The 19,001-nt window shown below is 69.5% G+C and carries 20 protein-coding genes and 1 riboswitch; of the genes, 13 read left to right on the top strand and 7 right to left on the bottom strand.

Translation table 11 applies throughout. From position 1 onward, the window contains the following. The first annotated feature begins 15 nt into the window (after positions 1-15). Complete coding sequence (dxs, locus tag DRV85_RS06935) at positions 16-1,944, top strand: 1-deoxy-D-xylulose-5-phosphate synthase (protein ID WP_113288731.1); 1,929 nt, start codon at positions 16-18, stop codon at positions 1,942-1,944. Positions 1,945-2,062: 118 nt separating this feature from the next. Then, complete coding sequence (locus DRV85_RS06930; protein WP_113288730.1) at positions 2,063-3,061, top strand: DUF3137 domain-containing protein; 999 nt, start codon at positions 2,063-2,065, stop codon at positions 3,059-3,061. Positions 3,062-3,065: 4 nt separating this feature from the next. On the opposite strand, the gene DRV85_RS06925 is transcribed toward DRV85_RS06930, so the two are convergent. Further along, a complete protein-coding gene (locus DRV85_RS06925) occupies positions 3,066-3,932 on the bottom strand; it encodes an SDR family oxidoreductase (RefSeq protein ID WP_113289192.1) in 867 nt (288 codons plus the stop codon). Between the two features lie 110 nt (positions 3,933-4,042). Between DRV85_RS06925 and paaA the strand changes: the two genes are divergently transcribed. The 5 genes from paaA (at position 4,043) to DRV85_RS19690 (ending at position 7,690) form a co-directional block, all read left to right on the top strand. Then, positions 4,043-5,041, top strand: a complete 999-nt coding sequence (paaA, locus tag DRV85_RS06920) for a 1,2-phenylacetyl-CoA epoxidase subunit PaaA (RefSeq protein ID WP_113288729.1) — start codon at positions 4,043-4,045, stop codon at positions 5,039-5,041. Between the two features lie 78 nt (positions 5,042-5,119). Then, entirely contained in the window at positions 5,120-5,404 is a 285-nt protein-coding gene (gene paaB / locus DRV85_RS06915; protein ID WP_113288728.1) for a 1,2-phenylacetyl-CoA epoxidase subunit PaaB, read from the top strand. Beyond that, positions 5,404-6,141, top strand: a complete 738-nt coding sequence (paaC, locus tag DRV85_RS06910; RefSeq protein ID WP_113288727.1) for a 1,2-phenylacetyl-CoA epoxidase subunit PaaC — start codon at positions 5,404-5,406, stop codon at positions 6,139-6,141. The genes paaB and paaC overlap by 1 nt, the downstream gene beginning before the upstream one ends. Further along, complete coding sequence (paaD, locus tag DRV85_RS06905) at positions 6,138-6,629, top strand: 1,2-phenylacetyl-CoA epoxidase subunit PaaD (RefSeq protein ID WP_199525850.1); 492 nt, start codon at positions 6,138-6,140, stop codon at positions 6,627-6,629. Before paaC ends, paaD begins: the two co-directional genes overlap by 4 nt. An 11-nt stretch (positions 6,630-6,640) precedes the next feature. Then, positions 6,641-7,690 carry a 2Fe-2S iron-sulfur cluster-binding protein gene (locus DRV85_RS19690; RefSeq protein WP_113288726.1) on the top strand — a complete coding sequence of 350 codons (1,050 nt, stop codon included), beginning with the start codon at positions 6,641-6,643 and terminating at the stop codon, positions 7,688-7,690. Positions 7,691-7,699: 9 nt separating this feature from the next. Here DRV85_RS19690 and DRV85_RS06895 read toward each other — a convergent pair whose 3' ends face one another. Further along, positions 7,700-8,971 (bottom strand): MFS transporter, encoded by a 1,272-nt coding sequence (locus DRV85_RS06895; RefSeq protein WP_113288725.1) that lies wholly within the window; start codon positions 8,969-8,971, stop codon positions 7,700-7,702. Between the two features lie 120 nt (positions 8,972-9,091). On the opposite strand from DRV85_RS06895, the gene DRV85_RS06890 reads away from it, so the two are divergent. After that, entirely contained in the window at positions 9,092-9,727 is a 636-nt protein-coding gene (locus DRV85_RS06890; protein WP_113288724.1) for a class I SAM-dependent DNA methyltransferase, read from the top strand. A 138-nt stretch (positions 9,728-9,865) separates the two neighbouring features. Beyond that, positions 9,866-10,807 (top strand): calcium/sodium antiporter, encoded by a 942-nt coding sequence (locus DRV85_RS06885; protein WP_113288723.1) that lies wholly within the window; start codon positions 9,866-9,868, stop codon positions 10,805-10,807. A gap of 1 nt (position 10,808) precedes the next feature. Here DRV85_RS06885 and DRV85_RS06880 read toward each other — a convergent pair whose 3' ends face one another. Genes DRV85_RS06880 through DRV85_RS06870 form a run of 3 tightly spaced genes read right to left on the bottom strand, consistent with a single transcriptional unit; the run spans position 10,809 to position 12,490 of the window. Continuing rightward, positions 10,809-11,261 carry a BLUF domain-containing protein gene (locus DRV85_RS06880; RefSeq protein WP_113288722.1) on the bottom strand — a complete coding sequence of 151 codons (453 nt, stop codon included), beginning with the start codon at positions 11,259-11,261 and terminating at the stop codon, positions 10,809-10,811. A gap of 36 nt (positions 11,262-11,297) precedes the next feature. Further along, positions 11,298-12,053 (bottom strand): class II aldolase and adducin N-terminal domain-containing protein, encoded by a 756-nt coding sequence (locus DRV85_RS06875; protein WP_113288721.1) that lies wholly within the window; start codon positions 12,051-12,053, stop codon positions 11,298-11,300. Further along, on the bottom strand, positions 12,050-12,490 hold the full coding sequence (locus DRV85_RS06870) for a VOC family protein (RefSeq protein ID WP_113288720.1): 441 nt from the start codon (positions 12,488-12,490) through the stop codon (positions 12,050-12,052). The genes DRV85_RS06875 and DRV85_RS06870 overlap by 4 nt, the downstream gene beginning before the upstream one ends. A 95-nt stretch (positions 12,491-12,585) precedes the next feature. Between DRV85_RS06870 and DRV85_RS06865 the strand changes: the two genes are divergently transcribed. The 3 genes from DRV85_RS06865 to DRV85_RS06855 all read left to right on the top strand — a co-directional run bounded on the left by DRV85_RS06865 (position 12,586) and on the right by DRV85_RS06855 (position 15,557). Continuing rightward, positions 12,586-14,064: an AMP nucleosidase gene (locus tag DRV85_RS06865; RefSeq protein WP_113288719.1), complete on the top strand. Its 1,479-nt coding sequence runs from the start codon at positions 12,586-12,588 to the stop codon at positions 14,062-14,064. Between the two features lie 139 nt (positions 14,065-14,203). Continuing rightward, positions 14,204-14,491 carry an HU family DNA-binding protein gene (locus DRV85_RS06860; RefSeq protein WP_113288718.1) on the top strand — a complete coding sequence of 96 codons (288 nt, stop codon included), beginning with the start codon at positions 14,204-14,206 and terminating at the stop codon, positions 14,489-14,491. Between the two features lie 181 nt (positions 14,492-14,672). Beyond that, positions 14,673-15,557, top strand: a complete 885-nt coding sequence (locus tag DRV85_RS06855; protein WP_113288717.1) for a DMT family transporter — start codon at positions 14,673-14,675, stop codon at positions 15,555-15,557. On the opposite strand, the gene DRV85_RS06850 is transcribed toward DRV85_RS06855, so the two are convergent. After that, positions 15,554-16,501 carry an AEC family transporter gene (locus tag DRV85_RS06850; RefSeq protein WP_113288716.1) on the bottom strand — a complete coding sequence of 316 codons (948 nt, stop codon included), beginning with the start codon at positions 16,499-16,501 and terminating at the stop codon, positions 15,554-15,556. The two genes, DRV85_RS06855 and DRV85_RS06850, sit on opposite strands and share 4 nt — an antisense overlap. Positions 16,502-16,505: 4 nt before the next feature. Beyond that, on the bottom strand, positions 16,506-17,609 hold the full coding sequence (gene aroC / locus DRV85_RS06845; RefSeq protein WP_113288715.1) for a chorismate synthase: 1,104 nt from the start codon (positions 17,607-17,609) through the stop codon (positions 16,506-16,508). A gap of 234 nt (positions 17,610-17,843) precedes the next feature. After that, a riboswitch (TPP riboswitch) is annotated at positions 17,844-17,942 on the top strand. Between the two features lie 47 nt (positions 17,943-17,989). Here aroC and thiB point away from each other — a divergent pair. Further along, positions 17,990-18,970: a thiamine ABC transporter substrate binding subunit gene (thiB, locus tag DRV85_RS06840; protein ID WP_113288714.1), complete on the top strand. Its 981-nt coding sequence runs from the start codon at positions 17,990-17,992 to the stop codon at positions 18,968-18,970. Positions 18,971-19,001: the final 31 nt, after the last annotated feature.

Raw genomic sequence — 19,001 nt, 5'->3', positions numbered from 1 at the left:
GAGAGGCGCGCGAGGATGAGCCACGCCCCCCAGACGCCCCTGCTCGACCGGGTGCGCACACCTGCCGATATCAAGAGCTTCTCGGACAGCGAGCTGCGCAAGCTGGCCGACGAGCTGCGCGCCGAGACCATCGCCGCCGTCAGCCGGACGGGCGGGCACTTGGGCGCGGGGCTGGGCGTGATCGAACTGACCGTGGCGCTGCACGCGGTCTTCGACGCCCCGCGCGACAAGATCATCTGGGACGTCAGCCATCAGTCCTATCCCCACAAGATCCTGACCGGCCGGCGCGAGCGGATGCACACGATCCGGCAGAAGGGGGGGCTCTCGGGGTTCACCAAACGGTCGGAAAGCCCCTACGACCCCTTCGGCGCCGCGCATTCCTCGACCTCGATCAGCGCGGCGCTCGGCTTCAAGGTGGCCGCGGATCTGGGCGGCGACTCGCCCGTGGGCCACGGCGACTCGATCGCGGTGATCGGCGACGGCGCGATGAGCGCAGGCATGGCCTACGAGGCGATGAACCACGCGGGCGACCTGGGCCGGCGGCTCATCGTGATCCTCAACGACAACGAGATGTCCATCGCGCCCCCGGTGGGCGCCATGTCGCGCTATCTCAGCCGGCTCTACGCCGAGGCGCCATTCCAGGATCTGAAGGAGGCGGCGAAGGGCGCCGTCAGCCTGCTGCCGCCGCCTTTCCGCGAGGGGGCGAAGCGCGCGCGCGATCTCATCAAGGGCATGGCGGTCGGCGGCACGCTCTTCGAGGCGCTGGGCTTTTCCTATCTCGGCCCCATCGACGGGCACGACATGGAGCAGCTTCTGCCCGTGCTGCGCACGGTCAAGGCGCGCGCCGACGGGCCGGTGCTGATCCACACGATCACGCAGAAGGGCAAGGGCTACCGGCCGGCCGAAAGCGCGCCGGACCGCGGCCACGCACGGGCGAAGTTCGACGTGGCCACCGGCGAGCAGAAGAAGGCGCCGTCCAACGCGCCCTCCTACACCAAGGTCTTCGCCCGCAGCCTGATCGACGAGGCGAGCCGCGACAGCCGCATCTGCGCCGTCACCGCCGCGATGCCGGACGGCACCGGACTGGATCTTTTCGGGGAACGCTTTCCGTCCCGCTGCTTCGACGTCGGTATCGCCGAGCAGCATGGCGTGACCTTCTGCGCCGGGCTCGCGGCGGGGGGGATGCGGCCCTTCGCGGCGATCTATTCCACCTTCCTGCAGCGCGGCTACGATCAGGTGGTGCACGACGTGGCGATCCAGCGCCTGCCGGTGCGCTTCGCCATCGACCGCGCGGGGCTGGTGGGGGCCGACGGCGCGACGCACGCGGGCAGCTACGACGTCGCTTATCTCTCGAACCTGCCCGGCTTCACCGTCATGGCCGCCGCGGACGAGGCGGAGCTCGTGCACATGGTCGCCACCGCCGCGCGCCACGACGAGGGGCCGATCGCCTTCCGCTACCCGCGGGGCGAGGGCGTGGGCGTCGAGATGCCCGAACGCGGCGTGCCGCTGGAGATCGGCAAGGGCCGCATGATCCGCGAGGGCGGGCGCGTGGCGATCCTGTCCTTCGGCGCGCGACTCAAGGAGGTGCTGGAGGCCGCCGAGGCGCTCGAGGCGCGCGGCGTCGCGCCAACGGTGGCCGACGCCCGCTTCGCCAAGCCGCTGGATCGCGAGCTTGTCCTGACGCTCGCGCGCGAGCACGAGGCGCTCGTCACCATCGAGGAGGGCGCGGTGGGCGGCTTCGGCAGCCATGTCGCGCAGCTTCTGGCCGAGGAAGGCGTCTTCGACAGCGGGCTCAAATACCGCTCCATGGTGCTGCCGGACATCTTCATCGACCAGGCGAAGCCCGAAGAGATGTACGCGGTCGCCGCGATGAACGCCGAGCACATCGAGGCGAAGGTGCTCTCCCTGCTTGGCGTGGCACAGGTGGCTGGCCGCCGGGCCTGAGCGATCCGCCGCGGTCCTGTGGCCGCGCCAACAGACATGCTGACGTGTCCGGCCCAGGCGGTGGTTGCGGCGCGTGCCCTGCTGTCCTACCCACGAGGCCGAGGGAGGGACACAACGCATGGAATTCACTGAAAAAGCACCGATCGAGGAGGGCTTCGCGCCGGTCTTTCAAGATCGTCTCGCGCCGGAACTGGAGAGGCTGGAAGAAACGCGGCAGACCCTGCTGGCAAAAGCCAAGCGTCATGCCGGCATCGCGCTGGCCGTCGCCGCGGCGCTCTCTTTGCTGTCGGTCGTCTACGGCAGCGGCGATGTCTGGGTCGGACCGATCGTCCTGATGGCCTTCGGCGGGCTCGCCGCCTGGTTTCTGTGGCGACGGCAGGCGCATCGCTGGTCGGGCTCGATGGCCGAAGTCGTGATGCCGCCGGTCTGCGACTTCCTTGGTGGGCTCTCCTATGACCGCGCGGCGCTGGACCGCTTTCCGCTCGATCGCGTCGTCTCGCTCGGCCTGCTCGACGAGCACAACCGCACCAGCCTTCAGGACAGGATCGAGGGCAGCTACCGGGGCACCGGCTTCGAGATGGTCGAGGCGCATTTGCGGCGCCGGACCCGCAGCGCGGGAGACGACGACGACGACAGCTCGGAAAAGACCGTCTTCAAGGGGCTTCTGTTTCGCATCGACGTGCCCGAGCCTGCACCGACGCCGATCCTGATCGCCCGCGACTTCGGCAGCTTCGGCAACAAGCTCAACGCCTTCTTTGCGTCGGGCCGCGGCCGGAACATGCCCCGGGTCGAGGTCGATCACCCCGAGTTCGAGCAGCATTTCGAAATGCACGCCGAGGATCCGGAGGCGGCGCGCGGCTATCTTCCGCCGGAGTTTCTCGACAACCTGATCGCGATCGCGAAGCACGAGAGCGACGAGGGGCTCGCCGGCATGACCGCAGGCTTCCAGCGCGACTCCTTCTACCTCGCGCTCGCGCGCAAGACCGACTTTCTCGAACTGGGCGGCTTGCGCCAGCCCGTGGGCGAGATCGAGGGCGAGTTGCACGAGGTGTTCGAGGATCTGGCGATGGTGCGCCGGATCATCGACCGGCTGCACGGCGACGCGCCGGAGGTCTGAGACGTCAGACTGTCCCCGCCTTCTCCGCCGCGAGAATGGCCTGCAACCCCGCCCGATAGTCCGGGTAGAGCAGGCGCACGCCGAGCTCGCGCTTGATGCGGTCGTTCCGCACCCGGCGCGACTCGGCGTAGAAGCCCGCCGCCATGGGCGAGAGCTCCGCCTCCTCGAAGGGGATCGCCCGGGGCACGGGCAGGCCCAGCAGTTCGGCTGCGTAGGCGATGACCTCGTCGGCGGGGGCGGGTTCGTCGTCGGCCACGTTGTAGACCGCACCGGGGTTCGGTCGCGCGATGGAGGCGGCAAGCACCTGCGCGATGTCGTCCACATGGATGCGGCTGAAGACCTGCCCCTCCTTCACGATCCGCCGCGCCGTGCCCGCGCGCAGCCGGTCGAGGGCGCTGCGCCCCGGCCCGTAGATGCCCGACAGGCGAAAGACGTGCAGCGGCAGACCGGGCACGGCGGCCCAGGCGCGCTCGGCCTCCAGCCGCCGGTCGCTCCGGCCCTTGGCGGGCGCGGGCGGCGTGGTCTCGTCCACCCACCGACCCTGATGGTCGCCATAGACGCCGGTGGTCGAGAGATAGCCGGCCCATTCGAGATGGGGCGCGGCCTCGGCGATGGCCTCATCCGCGGCACGCAGCACCGGATCTCCCTCGGCGTCGGGGCCGACCGACGAGAGCAGATGCGTGGCGTCTGCCAGCGCCGGGCGCAGGTCGGCGCCGGGCCAGATCAGCGGCTCGACGCCCTCTGCGGCGAGGCGGTCTGCCTTCTCCGCGCTGCGGGTCGTGCCGATGATTCGCCAACCCTGCGGCGCCAGCAGGCGGGCAAGCGCACGGGCGGAATAGCCGTGACCGAGCGAGAGAAGAACACGATCCATGAGGCATTTCATGGAGATGGCGGCGCTCCGGCGCAAGTGTTACAAAAAATCCTTGGAGCAAGCCATTTCGTAACATATACTCTGCGTAAGCCTTTAGGAGGAGATGCGCGATGTATGCACAGGGTCTGATCGGAGCCGACGGAAAGACGGGCGAGAGCCCCGAGTTCCTCGAGGCGTTCCAGAAGCGGATCGACGCGGAGGAAAAGATCGAGCCCAACGACGCGATGCCGGAGGGCTACCGCAAGACGCTGATCCGCCAGATCGGCCAGCACGCCCATTCCGAGATCGTCGGCATGCTGCCCGAGGGCAACTGGATCACCCGCGCGCCCTCGCTCAAGCGCAAGGCCGCGCTGCTCGCCAAGGTGCAGGACGAGGGCGGCCACGGCCTCTACCTCTACTCCGCCGCCGAGACGCTGGGCGTTTCCCGCGAGCAGATGACCGAGGAGCTGCACTCCGGCAAGGCGAAATATTCCTCCATCTTCAACTACCCCACGCTGACCTGGGCCGACATCGGCATCATCGGCTGGCTGGTGGATGGTGCTGCGATCATGAACCAGATCCCGCTCTGCCGCTGCTCCTATGGCCCTTATGCCCGCGCGATGATCCGCGTCTGCAAGGAAGAGAGCTTCCACCAGCGGCAGGGTTACGAGATCGTCATGACGCTGGCGCAAGGCACGCCGGCCCAGCGCGAGATGGTGCAGGACGCGCTGAACCGCTGGTGGTGGCCGGTGCTGATGATGTTCGGCCCCCATGACAGCGACAGCCAGCACTCCGACCAGAACATGGCGTGGAAGATCAAGCGCTTCTCGAACGACGCGCTGCGCCAGAAGTTCGTGGACGCGACCGTGCCGCAGGGCGAGTACCTGGGCCTCACCTTCCCCGACCCGGAGCTGAAGTGGAACGAGGAGAAGGGCGGCTACGACTTCGGCCCCATCGACTGGGACGAGTTCTGGCGCGTGGTCAAGGGCGGCGGCGTGATGAACCGCGACCGCATCCGCGACCGCAAGGCGGCCTGGGAGAACGGCGCCTGGGTCCGCGAGGCGGCGCTGGCGCATGCCGAGAAGCGGCGGCAGCGGGCGGCCGAAGCGGCGCCGATCGCGGCCGAGTGACAAGGGTCCGGGCGTAGCGCGGGGGCGCTGCCCCCGCACCCCCGGGGTATTTCAGGACCATTGAAGGGAGTGGGCGCGATGAGCGGTGAAGTGCCTCTTTGGGAAGTGTTCATCCGGCCCCGCAACGGGCTGAGCCACAAGCATGTGGGCAGCCTGCACGCGGCCGACGAGGTCATGGCGCTCAACGCGGCGCGCGACGTCTACACGCGGCGGGGCGAGGGCACCTCGATCTGGGTGGTGCCGTCCAAGGCGATCACGGCCTCCGACCCTGATCAGGCGGCCGAGAACTTCGAGCCGACGGCGGGCAAGGTCTATCGCCACCCGACCTTCTACGAGATTCCGGACGACGTGGGGCACATGTGATGGCGCTGTTCGAGGCTCTTCTGGAACTGGCCGACGACCACCTGGTGCTGGGCCACCGGCTCAGCGAGTGGTGCGGCCATGCGCCGATGCTGGAGGAGGATCTGGCGCTGCCCAACATGGCGCTGGACCTGATCGGCACGTCGCGCACGCTCTACACCTACGCGGGCGAGGTCGAGGGCGCGGGGCGCGACGAGGATGCGCTGGCCTATCTGCGCGACGAGATGGAGTATCGCAACTGCCTGCTGGTGGAGCGGCCGAACGGGGACTTCGCCCAGACCATGCTGCGCCAGCTCTATTTCGCGGCCTTCATGGAGCCCTACTGGAAGGCCGCGCTGGAAAGCCCCGACGAGACGGTGCGCGGCATCGCGGGCAAGGCGGTGAAGGAGATGGCCTATCACATCCGCCATGCCGGGGAGTGGGTCATCCGGCTGGGCGACGGGACGGAGGAAAGCGCACGGCGCATGCAGGAGGCCGTCGAGGAGCTGCACCGCTACACCGACGAGCTCTTCCACAGCTCCGCGGCGGCCAGGGGCGTGGACGCCCTGCCCGACCGGGCGGCGATCCGGCCGGAATGGGACCGGGTGATCGGCGAGATCTTCGCCGAGGCGCGACTGGAGATCCCGCAGGTGCCCTTCCCGCAGCAGGGCGGGCGCGAGATGCAGCATGGCGAGGCGCTGGGCCACATGCTGGCCGAGATGCAGGTCACGCACCGCGCGCATCCGGGGGCGGTCTGGTGAACGTCTGTCATCAGGAAAGCGCAGAGGCGGCCTGGGAAGCGGCGGCCGCCGTGCCCGACCCGGAGGTGCCCTGCGTCACGGTGGCCGATCTCGGCATCCTGCGCTGGGTGCGGCTGGAGGACGGGGTCGCCGTCGCCGGCGTCACGCCCACCTACTCGGGCTGTCCCGCGACGCTGGCCATCGAGTTCGCCGTCGAGCAGGCGCTGCGCGAGGCGGGGTTCGAGGCACGGGTGGAGCGGGTGATGAGCCCGCCCTGGACCACGGACTGGATTACCGCGGAGGGGCGCGAGAAACTGCGCGACTACGGCATCGCGCCGCCCGTCGAGAGCGGCGGCAAGGCCACGCTCTTCGGCGCGCCCACGGTCGCCTGCCCGCGCTGCGGTTCGACCGACACCGAGCGGCTTTCGGAGTTCGGCTCGACCCCCTGCAAGGCGCATTACCGCTGCAAGGCCTGCGCCGAGCCCTTCGACTACTTCAAGTGCCTCTGAGGAGGAGCGACATGTTCCACGAGCTGACCATCGCCGACGTGCGCCGCGAGACCCCCGACAGCGTCGCGGTGAGCTTCGCCGTGCCCGAGGATCTGAAGGAGGCCTTCGCCTGGAAGCCGGGGCAGTATCTGACCCTGCGCGCCGAGGTCGAGGGCCAAGACGAGCGGCGCTCCTATTCCATCGCCTCCGCGCCCGGCAAGCCGCTGACGGTGGGCGTCAAGCATGTCGAGGGCGGGCTCTTCTCGACCTTCTGCCAGGGGCTGGAGCCGGGGCAGGTGATCCGGGTGATGCCGCCCGAGGGCCGCTTCGTGCCGAAGAACGAACGGAAGCTCGTGCTTGTCGCCGCCGGCTCCGGCATCACGCCGATGGTCTCGATCGCGGCCGAGCGGCTGGCCGCGGGCGCCGAGGTCACGCTGATCTACGGCAACCGCGACACGCAGCACATCATGTTCCGCGAAGAGCTCGAGGCGCTCAAGGACCGCTACGTCGACCGCTTCACGCTGATCCACGTGCTCAGCCGCGAGCCGCAGGACGTGGAGCTGCTGAACGGTCGGATCACCGGCGAGCGGATCGTCCGGCTGGCCAATGCCGGCGCGGTGGACATCGAGGGTGCCGACGGCATCTTTCTCTGCGGTCCCGGCGGCATGATCGACGACGTGGCAGAGGCGCTGACGGGCAAGGGCGTGCCGGCCGAGCGCATCCATTTCGAGCGCTTCTTCACCGAGGGCGAAGGCCCCCGCCCCACCCGGTCCGAGGCCGCGCAGGCCGCCGCCGAGAAGGGCGTGCAGGTCGAGGTCGTGCTGGACGGGGCGCGCCGCGCCTTCTCCGTGGGGGCCGAGGACGACACGGTGCTCGAGGCCGCCGAGCGGCAGGGGCTGGAATTGCCCTATTCCTGCCGGGGCGGCATGTGCTGCACCTGCCGCTGCAAGGTCGAGGAGGGCAGCGCCGAGATGGCGGTGAACTATTCGCTCGAACCCTGGGAGATCGAGGCGGGCTTCGTACTGGCCTGCCAGTCGCGGCCGACCTCCGACAAGCTGGTGCTGGATTTCGACGCGGCCTGATCCGGCCCGTCAGGGCGCGCCGCTCTCGGCGGCCGCCTCTTCCTGTTCGGCCAGCTCCTGGGACCATTCCTGCGCCGCTTCCAGCGCCACCGGCGATGAGGTGGGCATGACGCCGACATAGGCGCCTGTTTCGTCCACGGGCACCGCCGGGCGGCGCGTCATGCGCCAGGCTGCATAGGCGGCGATTGCGGCGAAGAGAGCGAGCAGCACCAGCCAGAAGCTTTCGGCGCCACCCGCTTCCATCGCCGCCCCCGTCACCAGCGGCCCGGCGATCGCGCCGAGGCCGTAGGTGAAGACAAGTCCGCCGGAGGCGGCCGGCATGTCCTCGGTCTCGAGGAAGTCATTGGTATAGGCGATGAAGAGCGAATAGAGCGGGTTCGCCATGCCGCCCATGACGAAGGCCGCGACGAGCAAGGGCGCCAGAGCTGCGTCCGAGAGATAGCCGAGGGCGCCCGCCGCCGCGCCGATGGCGGCGAGACCGAGAATGAGCACCCGCCGGTCCATCCGGTCCGAGAGCCAGCCCACCGGGAACTGGAACACCGCGCTGCCCACGAAGATCATGGCGACGAACAGCGCGATCTCGTCCACCGAAAGCCGCGCCTGCGCGCCATAGACCGAGGCCATGCCGAACTGTGCCGCAAAGACCCCGCCCAGCAGGAATACGCCCACGGTGCCCAGCGGAGAGCCCTCGTAGAGGCGCCGCAGGCTCATGGGTTTCGTCAGCTCGGCGGCGGGAAGCGGCACGGCGGAGAGCAGGATCGGCGCGAAGGAGAGCGAAACGAGGATCGACGCGCCGATGAAGAGCGCCGGGCCTGCGGCGTCGGCCACGGTGACGAGCCATTGCGCGGCGATCATGCCGGCCATCTGCGCCAGCATGTAGGCCGACAGCAGCTTGCCCCGCATCTCGTTCGTCGCGGCGTTGTTGAGCCAGCTTTCGGCGGTGACGTAGACACCGGACATCGAGAAGCCCAGCGCGATCCGCAGCAGCGTCCAGGCCCAGGGATCGGCGATCAGGGGAAAGGCGATCAGGGCGGCGGACATGAAAGACCCCAGCGCGGCGAAGACCCGCACATGCCCCACGCTGCGTATCAGTCGCGGCGCCAGCTGCGCCCCCGAGAGGAAACCGAGGAAATAGCCCGCCGTCACGATGGAGAGTTCGGCGGACGAGAAGCCCTCGATGCCGCCGCGCACGCCCATCAGCGTGGCCTGCATGCCGTTGCCGATCATGATGAGCGCCATTCCGAACAGAAGCGCCCATACGCCGCCCAGAACCTGAAGCATGCGGCACTCCTTCGAGGGGCGGCCGGTCACCGGCGTGCAAGCTCCGACGGAGGCCAAACCGATTCGATCCGTCGCGTCAATCGGCTTGCGCACCGTGCGCGGGCGCGGTTTCATGCGGCCATGGCACAGCAGAAGACACCCGACGTCGACGCTGCCTACGGGCTGGACGGGCCCGAGGCGGCGAAGCGGCTCTACGAGGGCTGGGCAGAGACCTACGATACCGACTTCGCCGCGGCGAGCGGCTACCGAGCGCCGGGCGTGGTGGCGGCGGCCTATGCCGCGGCGGGGGGCGCCGGCCCGGTTCTGGACGTGGGCGCCGGCACGGGCCTCGTGGGCGAGGCGCTGGCGACGCTCGGCGTCGGGCCGGTGGACGCCACCGACCTCTCGCCCGAAATGCTGGAAATCGCGCGCGGCAAGGGCGTCTATCGCGCGCTGATCGAGGCCGATATCCTGCAGGGCCTGCCGGTCGAACCCGGGCTCTACGCGGGCATGGTGAGCGCCGGCACCTTCACCCACGGGCACGTCGGCCCCGAGGCGCTCGACGAGCTGCTCCGGGCGGCGGCGCCGGGCGCGCTCTTCGTGCTTTCGGTGCACGAGGGCGTCTACGCGCCCTCGGGCTTCGAGGCGAAGCTCGACGCGCTGGGCGAGGCGATCACGGCGCTTTCGCTGACGCCCGAGCGCATCTACGCCGAAGGCTCCGACAGCCCGCACGCCGACGACCGCATGTTCGTCGTCGCCTTCCGCAAGGCCCTCTGAGGCGAAGATTTCTCGCGGCTTTTCGCGGCGGACCTTGAACCGTCGCCGCGCGTTCCGATCTCAGCTGGCCGGCGCGCATCGGGGCGGCGCGCCGGCGACCCTGTTCAGGCCGGATCGCCCCGTGAAAGGCATTGCAGAATGGAGAACTGGGCGTTGGTGGCAGGCGGGCTCGTCCTGCTTCTCGGCGGTGGCGAGATGCTCGTGCGGGGCGCCGTCGCGGCGGCCGTGCGGCTGGGCGTCTCCCCGCTGATGATCGGGCTCACGCTGGTCGGCTTCGGCACCTCGACGCCGGAGCTCGTGGCGAGCCTTCGCGCGGCGCTCGACGGCGCGCCCGCCGTAGCGCTGGGCAACGTCGTGGGCTCCAATATCGCCAACGTCCTGCTGATCCTGGGCGTAGCCGCCCTGCTGTCCCCGATGATCGTGGAGCGGCGAAGCTTCGCACGCGACGGCGCCGTTCTGGTGGCCGCGAGCCTGCTGCTCACGGGCCTGGTGCTCGCGGACGGCTTCGGCGCGGCGACCGGGGCGGCGCTCCTTCTGCTCGTGCTCGGTTATACCTGGTTTGTCTGGAAGACCGACAGCGCAGCGGGCGCCGCTCTGGCCGGTGAAGTGCCGGACCGGCCGGCGCTGGGGCTGGGCGCGGGCCTGAGCGTCGCGGCAGCCGGTATCACCGGTGTGGTGATCGGCGCAGGGCTGCTGGTGGACGGCGCGGTAGCGCTGGCGCGCGCTGCAGGCCTGTCGGAAGCGGTGATCGGTCTCACCCTCGTCGCGGTCGGCACCTCGCTGCCCGAGCTGGTCACCTCGATCGTCGCGGCGCTCAAGCGGCAGGGCGCGGTGGCTTTCGGCAACGTCATCGGCTCGAACATCTTCAACGTGCTGGGCATCCTCGGGGTGACGGCGCTGGCTGCGCCGCTGCCGGTGCCAGCCGAGATCGCGCGCCTCGACATCTGGGTGATGCTCGGCGCGGCGGTCGCGCTCACGCTCTTCGCGGTCACGGGATGGCGCCTCAGCCGGTGCGAAGGCGCCGCGCTTCTGGCGGCCTATGCGGTCTATCTCGGCGTCCTCGTCCTGCCGGCGATCTGAGCTAGCGCCGCAGCATGGCCAGGACATCCGTGGCGAGCCTGTCGATGCGCGCGGGATCCGCGCCGTCGATCTCGGCCATGTCCGCGGCGACCGCGCGCGTCGCCATCGGCCCGATGAGCCGCATCGACCAGTCGTCGAACCGCCGCCGGATCAGCCAGCGGATCGCGAAGGGCAGGATCTCCGAGTGTCGCGTGTCCGCGGAGATCGAGGAGAACAGCCGCGTCACCTGCTCGAGCGGCCCCTCGAGAATCTGCAGGAAATAGCGCCCGTCGTGCAGCAGCACGCCGGTGATGCCGGCGCTTGCATTGAACCGCTGCGCCTTGGTCACCATTCCGTCGATCGCGGGCTGGCTGAGATCCTCCTGCGCCACGCTCCGGTAGCTCAGGGTCATGAGATCCGAGGCGTCCTGACCGGCCGGCCGCGGCCCCTCGGGCACGAGGCGCGGGTCCGTCATGTCTCTCCTCCCTGCAGGCCCTCCCGCGTGGCCGCGTCACTCGGCGTAGTCCGACCCTTCCGCGTCGAGGATCGCGCGCAACTCGGCCAGATGCCGCCCCGCGTCGCCGGGGTAGCTCTCGAGTTCGCGCGCCGTCTTTTCGGCGATCTCGTCCGGCAGGACCGACAGGGCGCGGCCCGTCCAGAGCGCCCGGATGTAGGTCGCCGCCGCGCGTTCGAAGTAGTAGAGCCGGTCGAAGGTCTCGCCCACGGTCTCGCCGATCGCCAGGACGCCGTGGTTGCCCATCAGCATGACCTTCTTCTTGGGATCGTCGAAGAGCGCGGCGCAGCGCGCGCCCTCCTCCTCGAAGGCGAGCCCGCCATAGTCCCGGTCCACCACCACCCGATCGAAGAAGGCGCAGGCGTTCTGATCGAGCGGCGGCAGCCTGGGATCCTCCAGGCAGGCCAGCACCGTGGCGTAGGGCGAATGCACATGCATCACGCAGCGCGCCTGCGGCACCTCGCGGTGCATCGCGCCATGCAGGCCCCAGGCGGTCGGATCCGGTGCGTCGGGGCGGTCGAGGGTGGCGGGATCTTCCGCGTCCACCTCGATCAGGTCGGAGGCGCGGATACGCGCGAAATGCATCTGGTTCGGATTGATGAGAAACCGCCGCCCCTCTGCGTCGAGGGCGACCGAGAAGTGGTTCGCCACCCCCTCGTGCATGTCGAGCCGGGCCGTCCAGCGGAAGGCGGCGGCGAGATCGGCGCGCAGGTCGGGCTGGTCGAGATCGGCGGCACGGTGCGGTGCGTTCATTGCGGCGTCTCCTCTGGCGAAAGCGGGCAGGACGGCAGCCAGGCGTAGCCGTCGGGATCCAGGATCACGGCCTCGCGCAGACCGTGCGGCTTGTCGCGCGGCGGGGCGAGCACCTGGCCGCCTGCGGCAGCGGCGCGCGCCGCAGCGGCGTCGGGATCGCTGTCGTAGAGCCGCAGCTCGATCCCGCCGCCGCGCGGCCCGGCCTCGGGCAGCATTCCCAGCAGCACATTGGCCCCGTAGGTGTGGTCGCCATGCAGCTGGAACCGCGCGCCGCCGTATTCGACGATGGCGAAATCCCGCGACAGGCGATGCGCCTGCATGCCGAAGGCAGCTTCGAGGAAGGCCGCGCTGCGCGCCACGTCGCGCACGAGCAGATTGAGGCCGAGTCCGCGCAGGGCGCGGCCGAAATCCGCCGGGCTGACCGTCTCGTAATCCATGCACGTCCCCTTGCCGCGGCAGCTTGATCGCGCCCGGCCAAGCTGTCAACTTGCGCGCGACCTGCCCACGGGCAGACCGTTCCAGGATGCGCCCCATGCCCCATGCCACGACGCACGTCGTGACCCCCGACATGCCTCCGCCGCGCCGCTTCACCGAACCGGACGCGGCCGTCGCGCATCTGGCGGAGCTCTACCGGACGGCCACCACCTTTCTTGCAGAGGGGTTCGAGCGCTGCATGCGCGAGGGCCATCCCGGCCATCGCTACCGCGCCTTCTATCCCGAGATCCGCCTGACCACGACGAGCTTCGCGGAGGTGGACAGCCGGCTGAGCTTCGGGCACGTGGCCGCGCCCGGCACCTATGCGGCGACGATCACCTGCCCCGAGCTCTTCGCCAACTACCTGCGCCAGCAGCTCGACCTGCTGATCCGCAACCATGGCGCGCCGGTCGAGATCGCCCCGTCGAGCACGCCGATCCCCGTGCATTTCGCGGTGGCCGACCGCCCGGGCCTTTCGGTTCCGCAGGAGGGCGCGGCGCGGTTTCCGCTGCGCGATGTCTTCGACGTGCCGGACCTGACGACCACCAACGACGACATCGTCAACGGCGTCGCCGGGTCCGGCCCCGGCGGCGAGTTGCCGCTCGCCCCCTTCACCGCGCAGCGGGTCGATTATTCGCTGGCGCGGCTGCGGCACTATACCGCCACGGATCCGGGCCACTTCCAGAACCATGTGCTGTTCACCAACTACCAGTTCTACGTGGCCGAGTTCGAGGCGGTCGCCCGCGCCAAGCTCGCCGACCCGGACAGCGGCTATACCAGCTTCGTCGCAACGGGCGACGTCGAGATCACCGAGCCCGATGCGCCGCTGCCCCCGCCCGCCAAGCTGCCGCAGATGCCCAGCTATCACCTCAAGCGGCCTGATGGTCAGGGCGTGAGCCTGGTGAACATCGGCGTGGGGCCGTCCAACGCCAAGACGGCCACCGACCACATCGCGGTCCTGCGCCCGCATGCCTGGATCATGGTGGGCCATTGCGCCGGGCTCAGGAACTCGCAGAGCCTGGGCGACTTCGTGCTGGCCCACGCCTATCTGCGCGAGGATCGGGTGCTGGACGACGATCTGCCGGTCTGGGTGCCGATTCCCGCACTGGCCGAGATCCAGATCGCGCTGGAGCGCGCCGTCGCCGAGGAAACCGCGCTCGAGGGCTACGACGTCAAGCGGATCATGCGCACCGGCACGGTTGCCAGCGTGGACAACCGAAACTGGGAACTGCGCGAGCATACAGGCCCGGTCCAGCGCCTGAGCCAGTCCCGCGCCATCGCCCTCGACATGGAGAGCGCGACCATCGCCGCCAATGGTTTCCGCTTCCGCGTGCCCTACGGCACCTTGCTCTGCGTATCGGACAAACCCTTGCAGGGAGAGCTGAAATTGCCCGGCATGGCGTCCGAGTTCTACACCACGCAGGTCGCGCGGCACCTGGCGATCGGCGTGCGCGCGATGGAACTGATCGCGGCGATGCCGCTGGAGCGCATCCACAGCCGGAAGCTGCGCAGCTTCGACGAGACCGCCTTTCTGTGACGCCGCCGCGCCACGCTTCGGCGGCCAGTGCCGCGATTTGGACTTGTCAAACACCACTATTTGTTGTGTTTGCATGCCATATGCAGTTAAATCGGGTCAGTTTGGCCCAAGGATCAGGGGCAGTGAAGGGAGATTCAGAATGGCCAAGGCGATGACCAAGACCCAGCTTGTGGCCGCGCTGGCGGAGGAAATGGGCAGTGACAAGAAGACCGCCGGCGCGGCGCTCGACGCGGTCTGCAATGTCATCACCCGAGAAGTGTCGGATGGCGGCGCCGTGACCCTTCCGGGCGTGGGCAAGTTCTATCTGCGCGAGCGCCCCGAGCGCATGGTGCGCAATCCGGCCACGGGCGAGCAGTTCAAGAAAGAGGCCGACAAGCAGGTGAAGGTCACCATCGCCAAGGCCCTCAAGGACAGCGCGAACGGCTGACATCCGTCGCGCCGGGCGGGGTCCGGCTGCCTGAAGACGGCCGGGATCGCGCCCGGCCGTCGAACGCATGGCGCCAGGAAGAATTTTCGTACGAAAATTCTTCGGTCGTCTGTCCGGCGCCTGAAAATCTTTCGTTCGAAAGATTTTTGTATCGCGGCCCGAGAAAACACGGAGGGTCCGGATGGATCTGCGCGCGATCGGCATGGGACTCGCCTTCGCGCTCATGTGGTCCTCCGCCTTCACTGCGGGCCGCGTGATCTCCACCGCGGCACCGCCGCTCACGGCGCTGTCGCTGCGCTTCTTCATTGCCGGCGCCCTCGGAATCGCGCTGGCCCGTGCGCTCGGGCAGAGCTGGCATCTCACCCGCCCCCAGTGGCGCGCGACGATCGTCTTCGGCATTTGCCAGAACGCGCTCTATCTGGGCCTCTACTGGGTCGCCTTTCAGACCGTCGAGGCCTCGCTCGCCGCGATCATCGCCTCTTCCATGCCGCTTCTGGTGGCGCTCGCCGGATGGCTCGTGCTGGGCGAGCGGGTGCCGCCCCTCGGGGTCGCCGGCCTGCTGGCGGGCTTCGCGGGCGTGGCGCTCATCATGGGCGCGCGGTTCCAGGGCGGTGCGGACCCCTTCGGCGTCACGCTCTGCGTGATCGGCGTCCTCGCGCTGACGGTGGCGACGCTGACGATGCGCGGGGTGAGTTCGGGCGGCAACTTCCTGATGGTCGTCGGACTGCAGATGCTCGTGGGCGCGGTGGCGCTGCTGCCCTTCGCGCTCCTGCTCGAAGAGGTCAGGGTGGCGTGGTCGTGGCAACTCGTCGCGGCCTACATCTACACCATCCTCGTGCCGGGCCTCGCAGCCACGCTCGTCTGGTTCCTGCTGGTCCACCGGATCGGTGCCGTGAAGGCCGCGACCTTCCATTTCCTCAACCCGTTCCTTGGCGTGGCGATCGCCGCCGTGCTCCTACGCGAGCGTCTCGGTCCGATCGACATCCTGGGCGTCACGATCATCGCCTTCGGCATCCTTGCGGTTCAGCTCGCGAAGCAGCGCGCGGTCGAAGCGGCGAGACGCTAGCTCAGAATCGCGAGAAGACCGGTCAGGGTGAAGAACGCCCCCGCGGTCGCACCGAGAAGCGCGAGCGAGGCGATGCCTTCGTGCCCATAGTCCTGGGCGAGCAGCGCGTAGATGCCGAACATCGGCATCGCCGCCGACAGGATCACCGCCATTTGAAGGTCCGGATTGATCAGCGGCAGCCCCGTGGCCAGCGGCAGGAAAACCAGGGCCAGCGCGGTAAGCGCCGGATGCACGAGCAGCTTGCCGGCGACGATCTCGGCCGCGAGCGACCGGTTGCCCTTGATCGGCAGGCCCACCAGCGATCCGCCGATGACGAAGAGCGCGATCGCCCCGGTCGACTGGGCCAGCAGATCCAGCAGCCGCGTGAAGCCTGACGGCAGCGACAGGCCGGCGAGCGAGACCGCGACACCGGCGATCAGACCCAGCACCATCGGTCGTCGGATCACGCCCCAGAAGAGCGCCGAGAGCCGCGACCAGAGGCCCGCGCCGTCCCGCGGGCGCGAGCCCTCGAGCAGCAGCAGGGTGAGCGGGATCAGCACGAAATTCTCGACGACGAGGTTCATGGCCAGGATCAGCCCCGCCTGCTCGGGCAGCAGCAGAAGCATCAGCGGGTAGCCCACATAGCCGGAGTTCGGGCACGTCGATCCCATCACCGCGATCGCCTTGCGCGCCGGCCCCGTCCCACGCGCCGTGTGCCAGAGCCAGGTGACCACGATCGTCGCGAGCCCGCCCGCCAGGAAGACCGAGAGATAGGCGGGGCTCAGCGTCTCGGTCAGAGACCGCTCGGCCACCGCGTTGAAGAGCAGCGCCGGCAGCGCCACGTTCATCACGAAAAGCCCCAGTGCCCGCATGTCCGAGGGCTGGAAGGCGCCGAAGCGCACCGAGCCGTAGCCCAGCGCGACCAGCGCGAAGATCGGGAAGGTGATGGCGAGGATTTCCAGCAAGGGCCTAACCGATCGGGCCCCGCGCGCCCCCTGTCTGCGCCCTGTCCAGAAGCAGGTGGTCGAGCAGCACGCAGGCCATCATCGCCTCGCCCACGGGCACCGCCCGGATGCCCACGCAGGGGTCGTGCCGCCCCTTGGTCACGATCTCGGCGGGTTCGCCGGCGGTGGTGATCGTGCGACGCGGCGTGAGGATCGACGAGGTGGGCTTGACGGCGAAGCGCACCACCACGTCCTGCCCTGTCGAGATTCCGCCGAGGATGCCGCCCGCGTGGTTCGAGGCGTAGGCCGGACGCCCGTCGTTGCCCATGAAGATCTCGTCGGCGTTCGCGCTGCCGGTCAGCGCCGCCGCCGCCATGCCTTCGCCGATCTCCACGCCCTTCACCGCGTTGATGCTCATCATCGCGGCGGCGAGGTCGGCGTCGAGCTTGCCGTAGACCGGCGCACCCAGGCCCTCGGGCACGCCGCGCGCCACCACCTCGACCATCGCTCCCGCGCTGTCGCCGGACTTGCGCAACCCGTCCAGGTAATCGGCCCAGCCCTCCGCTGCCTGCGCATCCGGGCACCAGAACGGGTTGCGGGCGATCTCCTCCGCGTCGAAGCGGCCGCGGTCTATCGGATGCGGGCCGATCTGCACCATGTACCCCTGAATCGAGAGCGCAGGCGCGAGTTCCGCAAGCGCCGCGCGCGCCACGCCGCCCGCCGCCACCCGCGCCGCGGTCTCCCGCGCGGACGACCGCCCGCCGCCGCGATAGTCGCGCAACCCGTATTTCTGCCAGTAGGCGATGTCGGCATGGCCCGGCCGGAACTTCCCGGCGATCTCCGAATAGTCCTTGCTGCGCTGGTCCGCGTTGCGGATCAGAAGCTGGATCGGCGTGCCGGTGCTGCGCCCCTCGAAGACGCCCGACAGGATCTCGACGGCATCGGGCTCGCGCCGCTGGGTGACATAGCGGCTCTGGCCGGGCTTGCGGCGATCGAGCCAGACCTGCAGATCGGCCTCCGCGAGCGGCACGCCCGGCGGGCAGCCGTCCACGACGGCACCCAGCGCGGGTCCGTGGCTCTCGCCCCAGGTGGTCACGCGAAAGACATGGCCAAAGGTGTTGAGGCTCATCGCCGCCCTCCTCTGGCGCGCGGTCTAGCCCCCGGGGCCGGCGCTCACAAGCCGTTTCGCCCCCCGCCAAGGCGCGGCGCCGGAGCGCGTCGGGCACACCATGGGTCCATTTCTTCCTCTTGCCGGAAATACCCCGGGGGAGTCGCGCGGGGGACCGCGCGACGGGGGCAGCGCCCCCCGCCGCCGTCGCAGCCGGGCGCCCCCTTGTCCTCTGCGCGCCACAGGATTAGCTTTCCACCTACCTCGGGGTGCCCTTTGGGGCTGAGATGCGCAAGCGAACCCGTTGAACCTGACCCGGTTAGGACCGGCGGAGGGAAGGTAAGGGGATCCGAAGACATCCCCCGACTTGCTCCGCCCGTCGCGACGAAAGGAGCAAGACCATGCGATCCCTTCTGATTGCTGCGGGACTCGTCACCGGCGCCGCCGCCGCCCAGGCGCAGACGCCGGAACTCACCGTCTACACCTACGACAGCTTCGTCTCCGACTGGGGGCCCGGCCCGCAGATCGAGAGCGCCTTCGAGGAGGTCTGCGGCTGCGACCTGACCTTCGTCGCCGCGGGCGACGGCGCCGCGCTGCTTTCGCGGATACGACTCGAGGGCGAGAGCACCGAGGCGGACATCGTGCTCGGGCTCGACACGAACCTCACCCATGCCGCGCGCGAAACGGGGCTCTTCGCCGGGCACGGCCTGTCGCCCGAGCTCGACCTGCCGGTCGCCTGGGAGGATCCACACTTCCTGCCTTTCGACTGGGGCTATTTCGCCTTCGTTCACGACGCGGACTTCGACGCCCCCGGATCCTTCACCGAACTGGCCGAGAGCGACGCCAGCATCCTCATTCAGGATCCGCGCTCCTCGACGCCCGGCCTCGGACTGGTGATGTGGGTCAAGGCGGCCTACGGCGACGAGGCGCAGGCGATCTGGGACGGGCTGGCCGACAACGTCGTGACCGTCACGCCCGGCTGGTCCGAGGCCTACGGCCTCTTCCTCGAGGGCGAGGCGGACATGGTTCTGAGCTACACGACCTCGCCGGCCTATCACCTGATCGCCGAGGACGACCCGACGAAGGCCGCGGCCCCCTTCGAGGAAGGCCACTACATGCAGGTCGAGGTCGCGGGGATGCTGGAGGGCACCGAGGAGCCCGAGCTCGCGCGGCAGTTCCTCGAGTTCATGACGGGGCCGGCGTTCCAGTCGGTGATCCCGACGACCAACTGGATGTATCCGGCCGTCACGCCCCCCGAGGGCCTGCCGGAAGGGTTCGAGACGCTGATCACGCCGGACGAGGCGTTGCTCTTCACGCCCGCCGAGGCCGCGGAGATCCGCGACGCCGCGCTCGAGGAATGGCGTGTCGGTCTCTCCCGCTGACGGCGCGGCGCAGGGGCAGGCCACTCGCCCC

This window comes from Rhodosalinus halophilus (assembly GCF_003298775.1).
GTDB classification, from domain to species: Bacteria; Pseudomonadota; Alphaproteobacteria; order Rhodobacterales; family Rhodobacteraceae; genus Rhodosalinus; species Rhodosalinus halophilus.
Note: the sequence above shows the minus strand (reverse complement) of the source record. Positions and strands in the feature narration are given on the sequence as shown.

Excerpts from the sequence above, each read along its gene's own strand:
- dxs (WP_113288731.1), top strand. The coding sequence starts at position 16 with ATGAGCCACGCCCCCCAGACGCCCCTGCTCGACCGGGTGCGCACACCT.
- DRV85_RS06930 (WP_113288730.1), top strand. The coding sequence starts at position 2,063 with ATGGAATTCACTGAAAAAGCACCGATCGAGGAGGGCTTCGCGCCGGTC.
- DRV85_RS06925 (WP_113289192.1), bottom strand. The coding sequence starts at position 3,932 with ATGGATCGTGTTCTTCTCTCGCTCGGTCACGGCTATTCCGCCCGTGCG.
- paaA (WP_113288729.1), top strand. The coding sequence starts at position 4,043 with ATGTATGCACAGGGTCTGATCGGAGCCGACGGAAAGACGGGCGAGAGC.
- paaB (WP_113288728.1), top strand. The coding sequence starts at position 5,120 with ATGAGCGGTGAAGTGCCTCTTTGGGAAGTGTTCATCCGGCCCCGCAAC.
- paaC (WP_113288727.1), top strand. The coding sequence starts at position 5,404 with ATGGCGCTGTTCGAGGCTCTTCTGGAACTGGCCGACGACCACCTGGTG.
- DRV85_RS19690 (WP_113288726.1), top strand. The coding sequence starts at position 6,641 with ATGTTCCACGAGCTGACCATCGCCGACGTGCGCCGCGAGACCCCCGAC.
- DRV85_RS06895 (WP_113288725.1), bottom strand. The coding sequence starts at position 8,971 with ATGCTTCAGGTTCTGGGCGGCGTATGGGCGCTTCTGTTCGGAATGGCG.
- DRV85_RS06890 (WP_113288724.1), top strand. The coding sequence starts at position 9,092 with ATGGCACAGCAGAAGACACCCGACGTCGACGCTGCCTACGGGCTGGAC.
- DRV85_RS06885 (WP_113288723.1), top strand. The coding sequence starts at position 9,866 with ATGGAGAACTGGGCGTTGGTGGCAGGCGGGCTCGTCCTGCTTCTCGGC.
- DRV85_RS06880 (WP_113288722.1), bottom strand. The coding sequence starts at position 11,261 with ATGACGGACCCGCGCCTCGTGCCCGAGGGGCCGCGGCCGGCCGGTCAG.
- DRV85_RS06875 (WP_113288721.1), bottom strand. The coding sequence starts at position 12,053 with ATGAACGCACCGCACCGTGCCGCCGATCTCGACCAGCCCGACCTGCGC.
- DRV85_RS06870 (WP_113288720.1), bottom strand. The coding sequence starts at position 12,490 with ATGGATTACGAGACGGTCAGCCCGGCGGATTTCGGCCGCGCCCTGCGC.
- DRV85_RS06865 (WP_113288719.1), top strand. The coding sequence starts at position 12,586 with ATGCCCCATGCCACGACGCACGTCGTGACCCCCGACATGCCTCCGCCG.
- DRV85_RS06860 (WP_113288718.1), top strand. The coding sequence starts at position 14,204 with ATGGCCAAGGCGATGACCAAGACCCAGCTTGTGGCCGCGCTGGCGGAG.
- DRV85_RS06855 (WP_113288717.1), top strand. The coding sequence starts at position 14,673 with ATGGATCTGCGCGCGATCGGCATGGGACTCGCCTTCGCGCTCATGTGG.
- aroC (WP_113288715.1), bottom strand. The coding sequence starts at position 17,609 with ATGAGCCTCAACACCTTTGGCCATGTCTTTCGCGTGACCACCTGGGGC.
- thiB (WP_113288714.1), top strand. The coding sequence starts at position 17,990 with ATGCGATCCCTTCTGATTGCTGCGGGACTCGTCACCGGCGCCGCCGCC.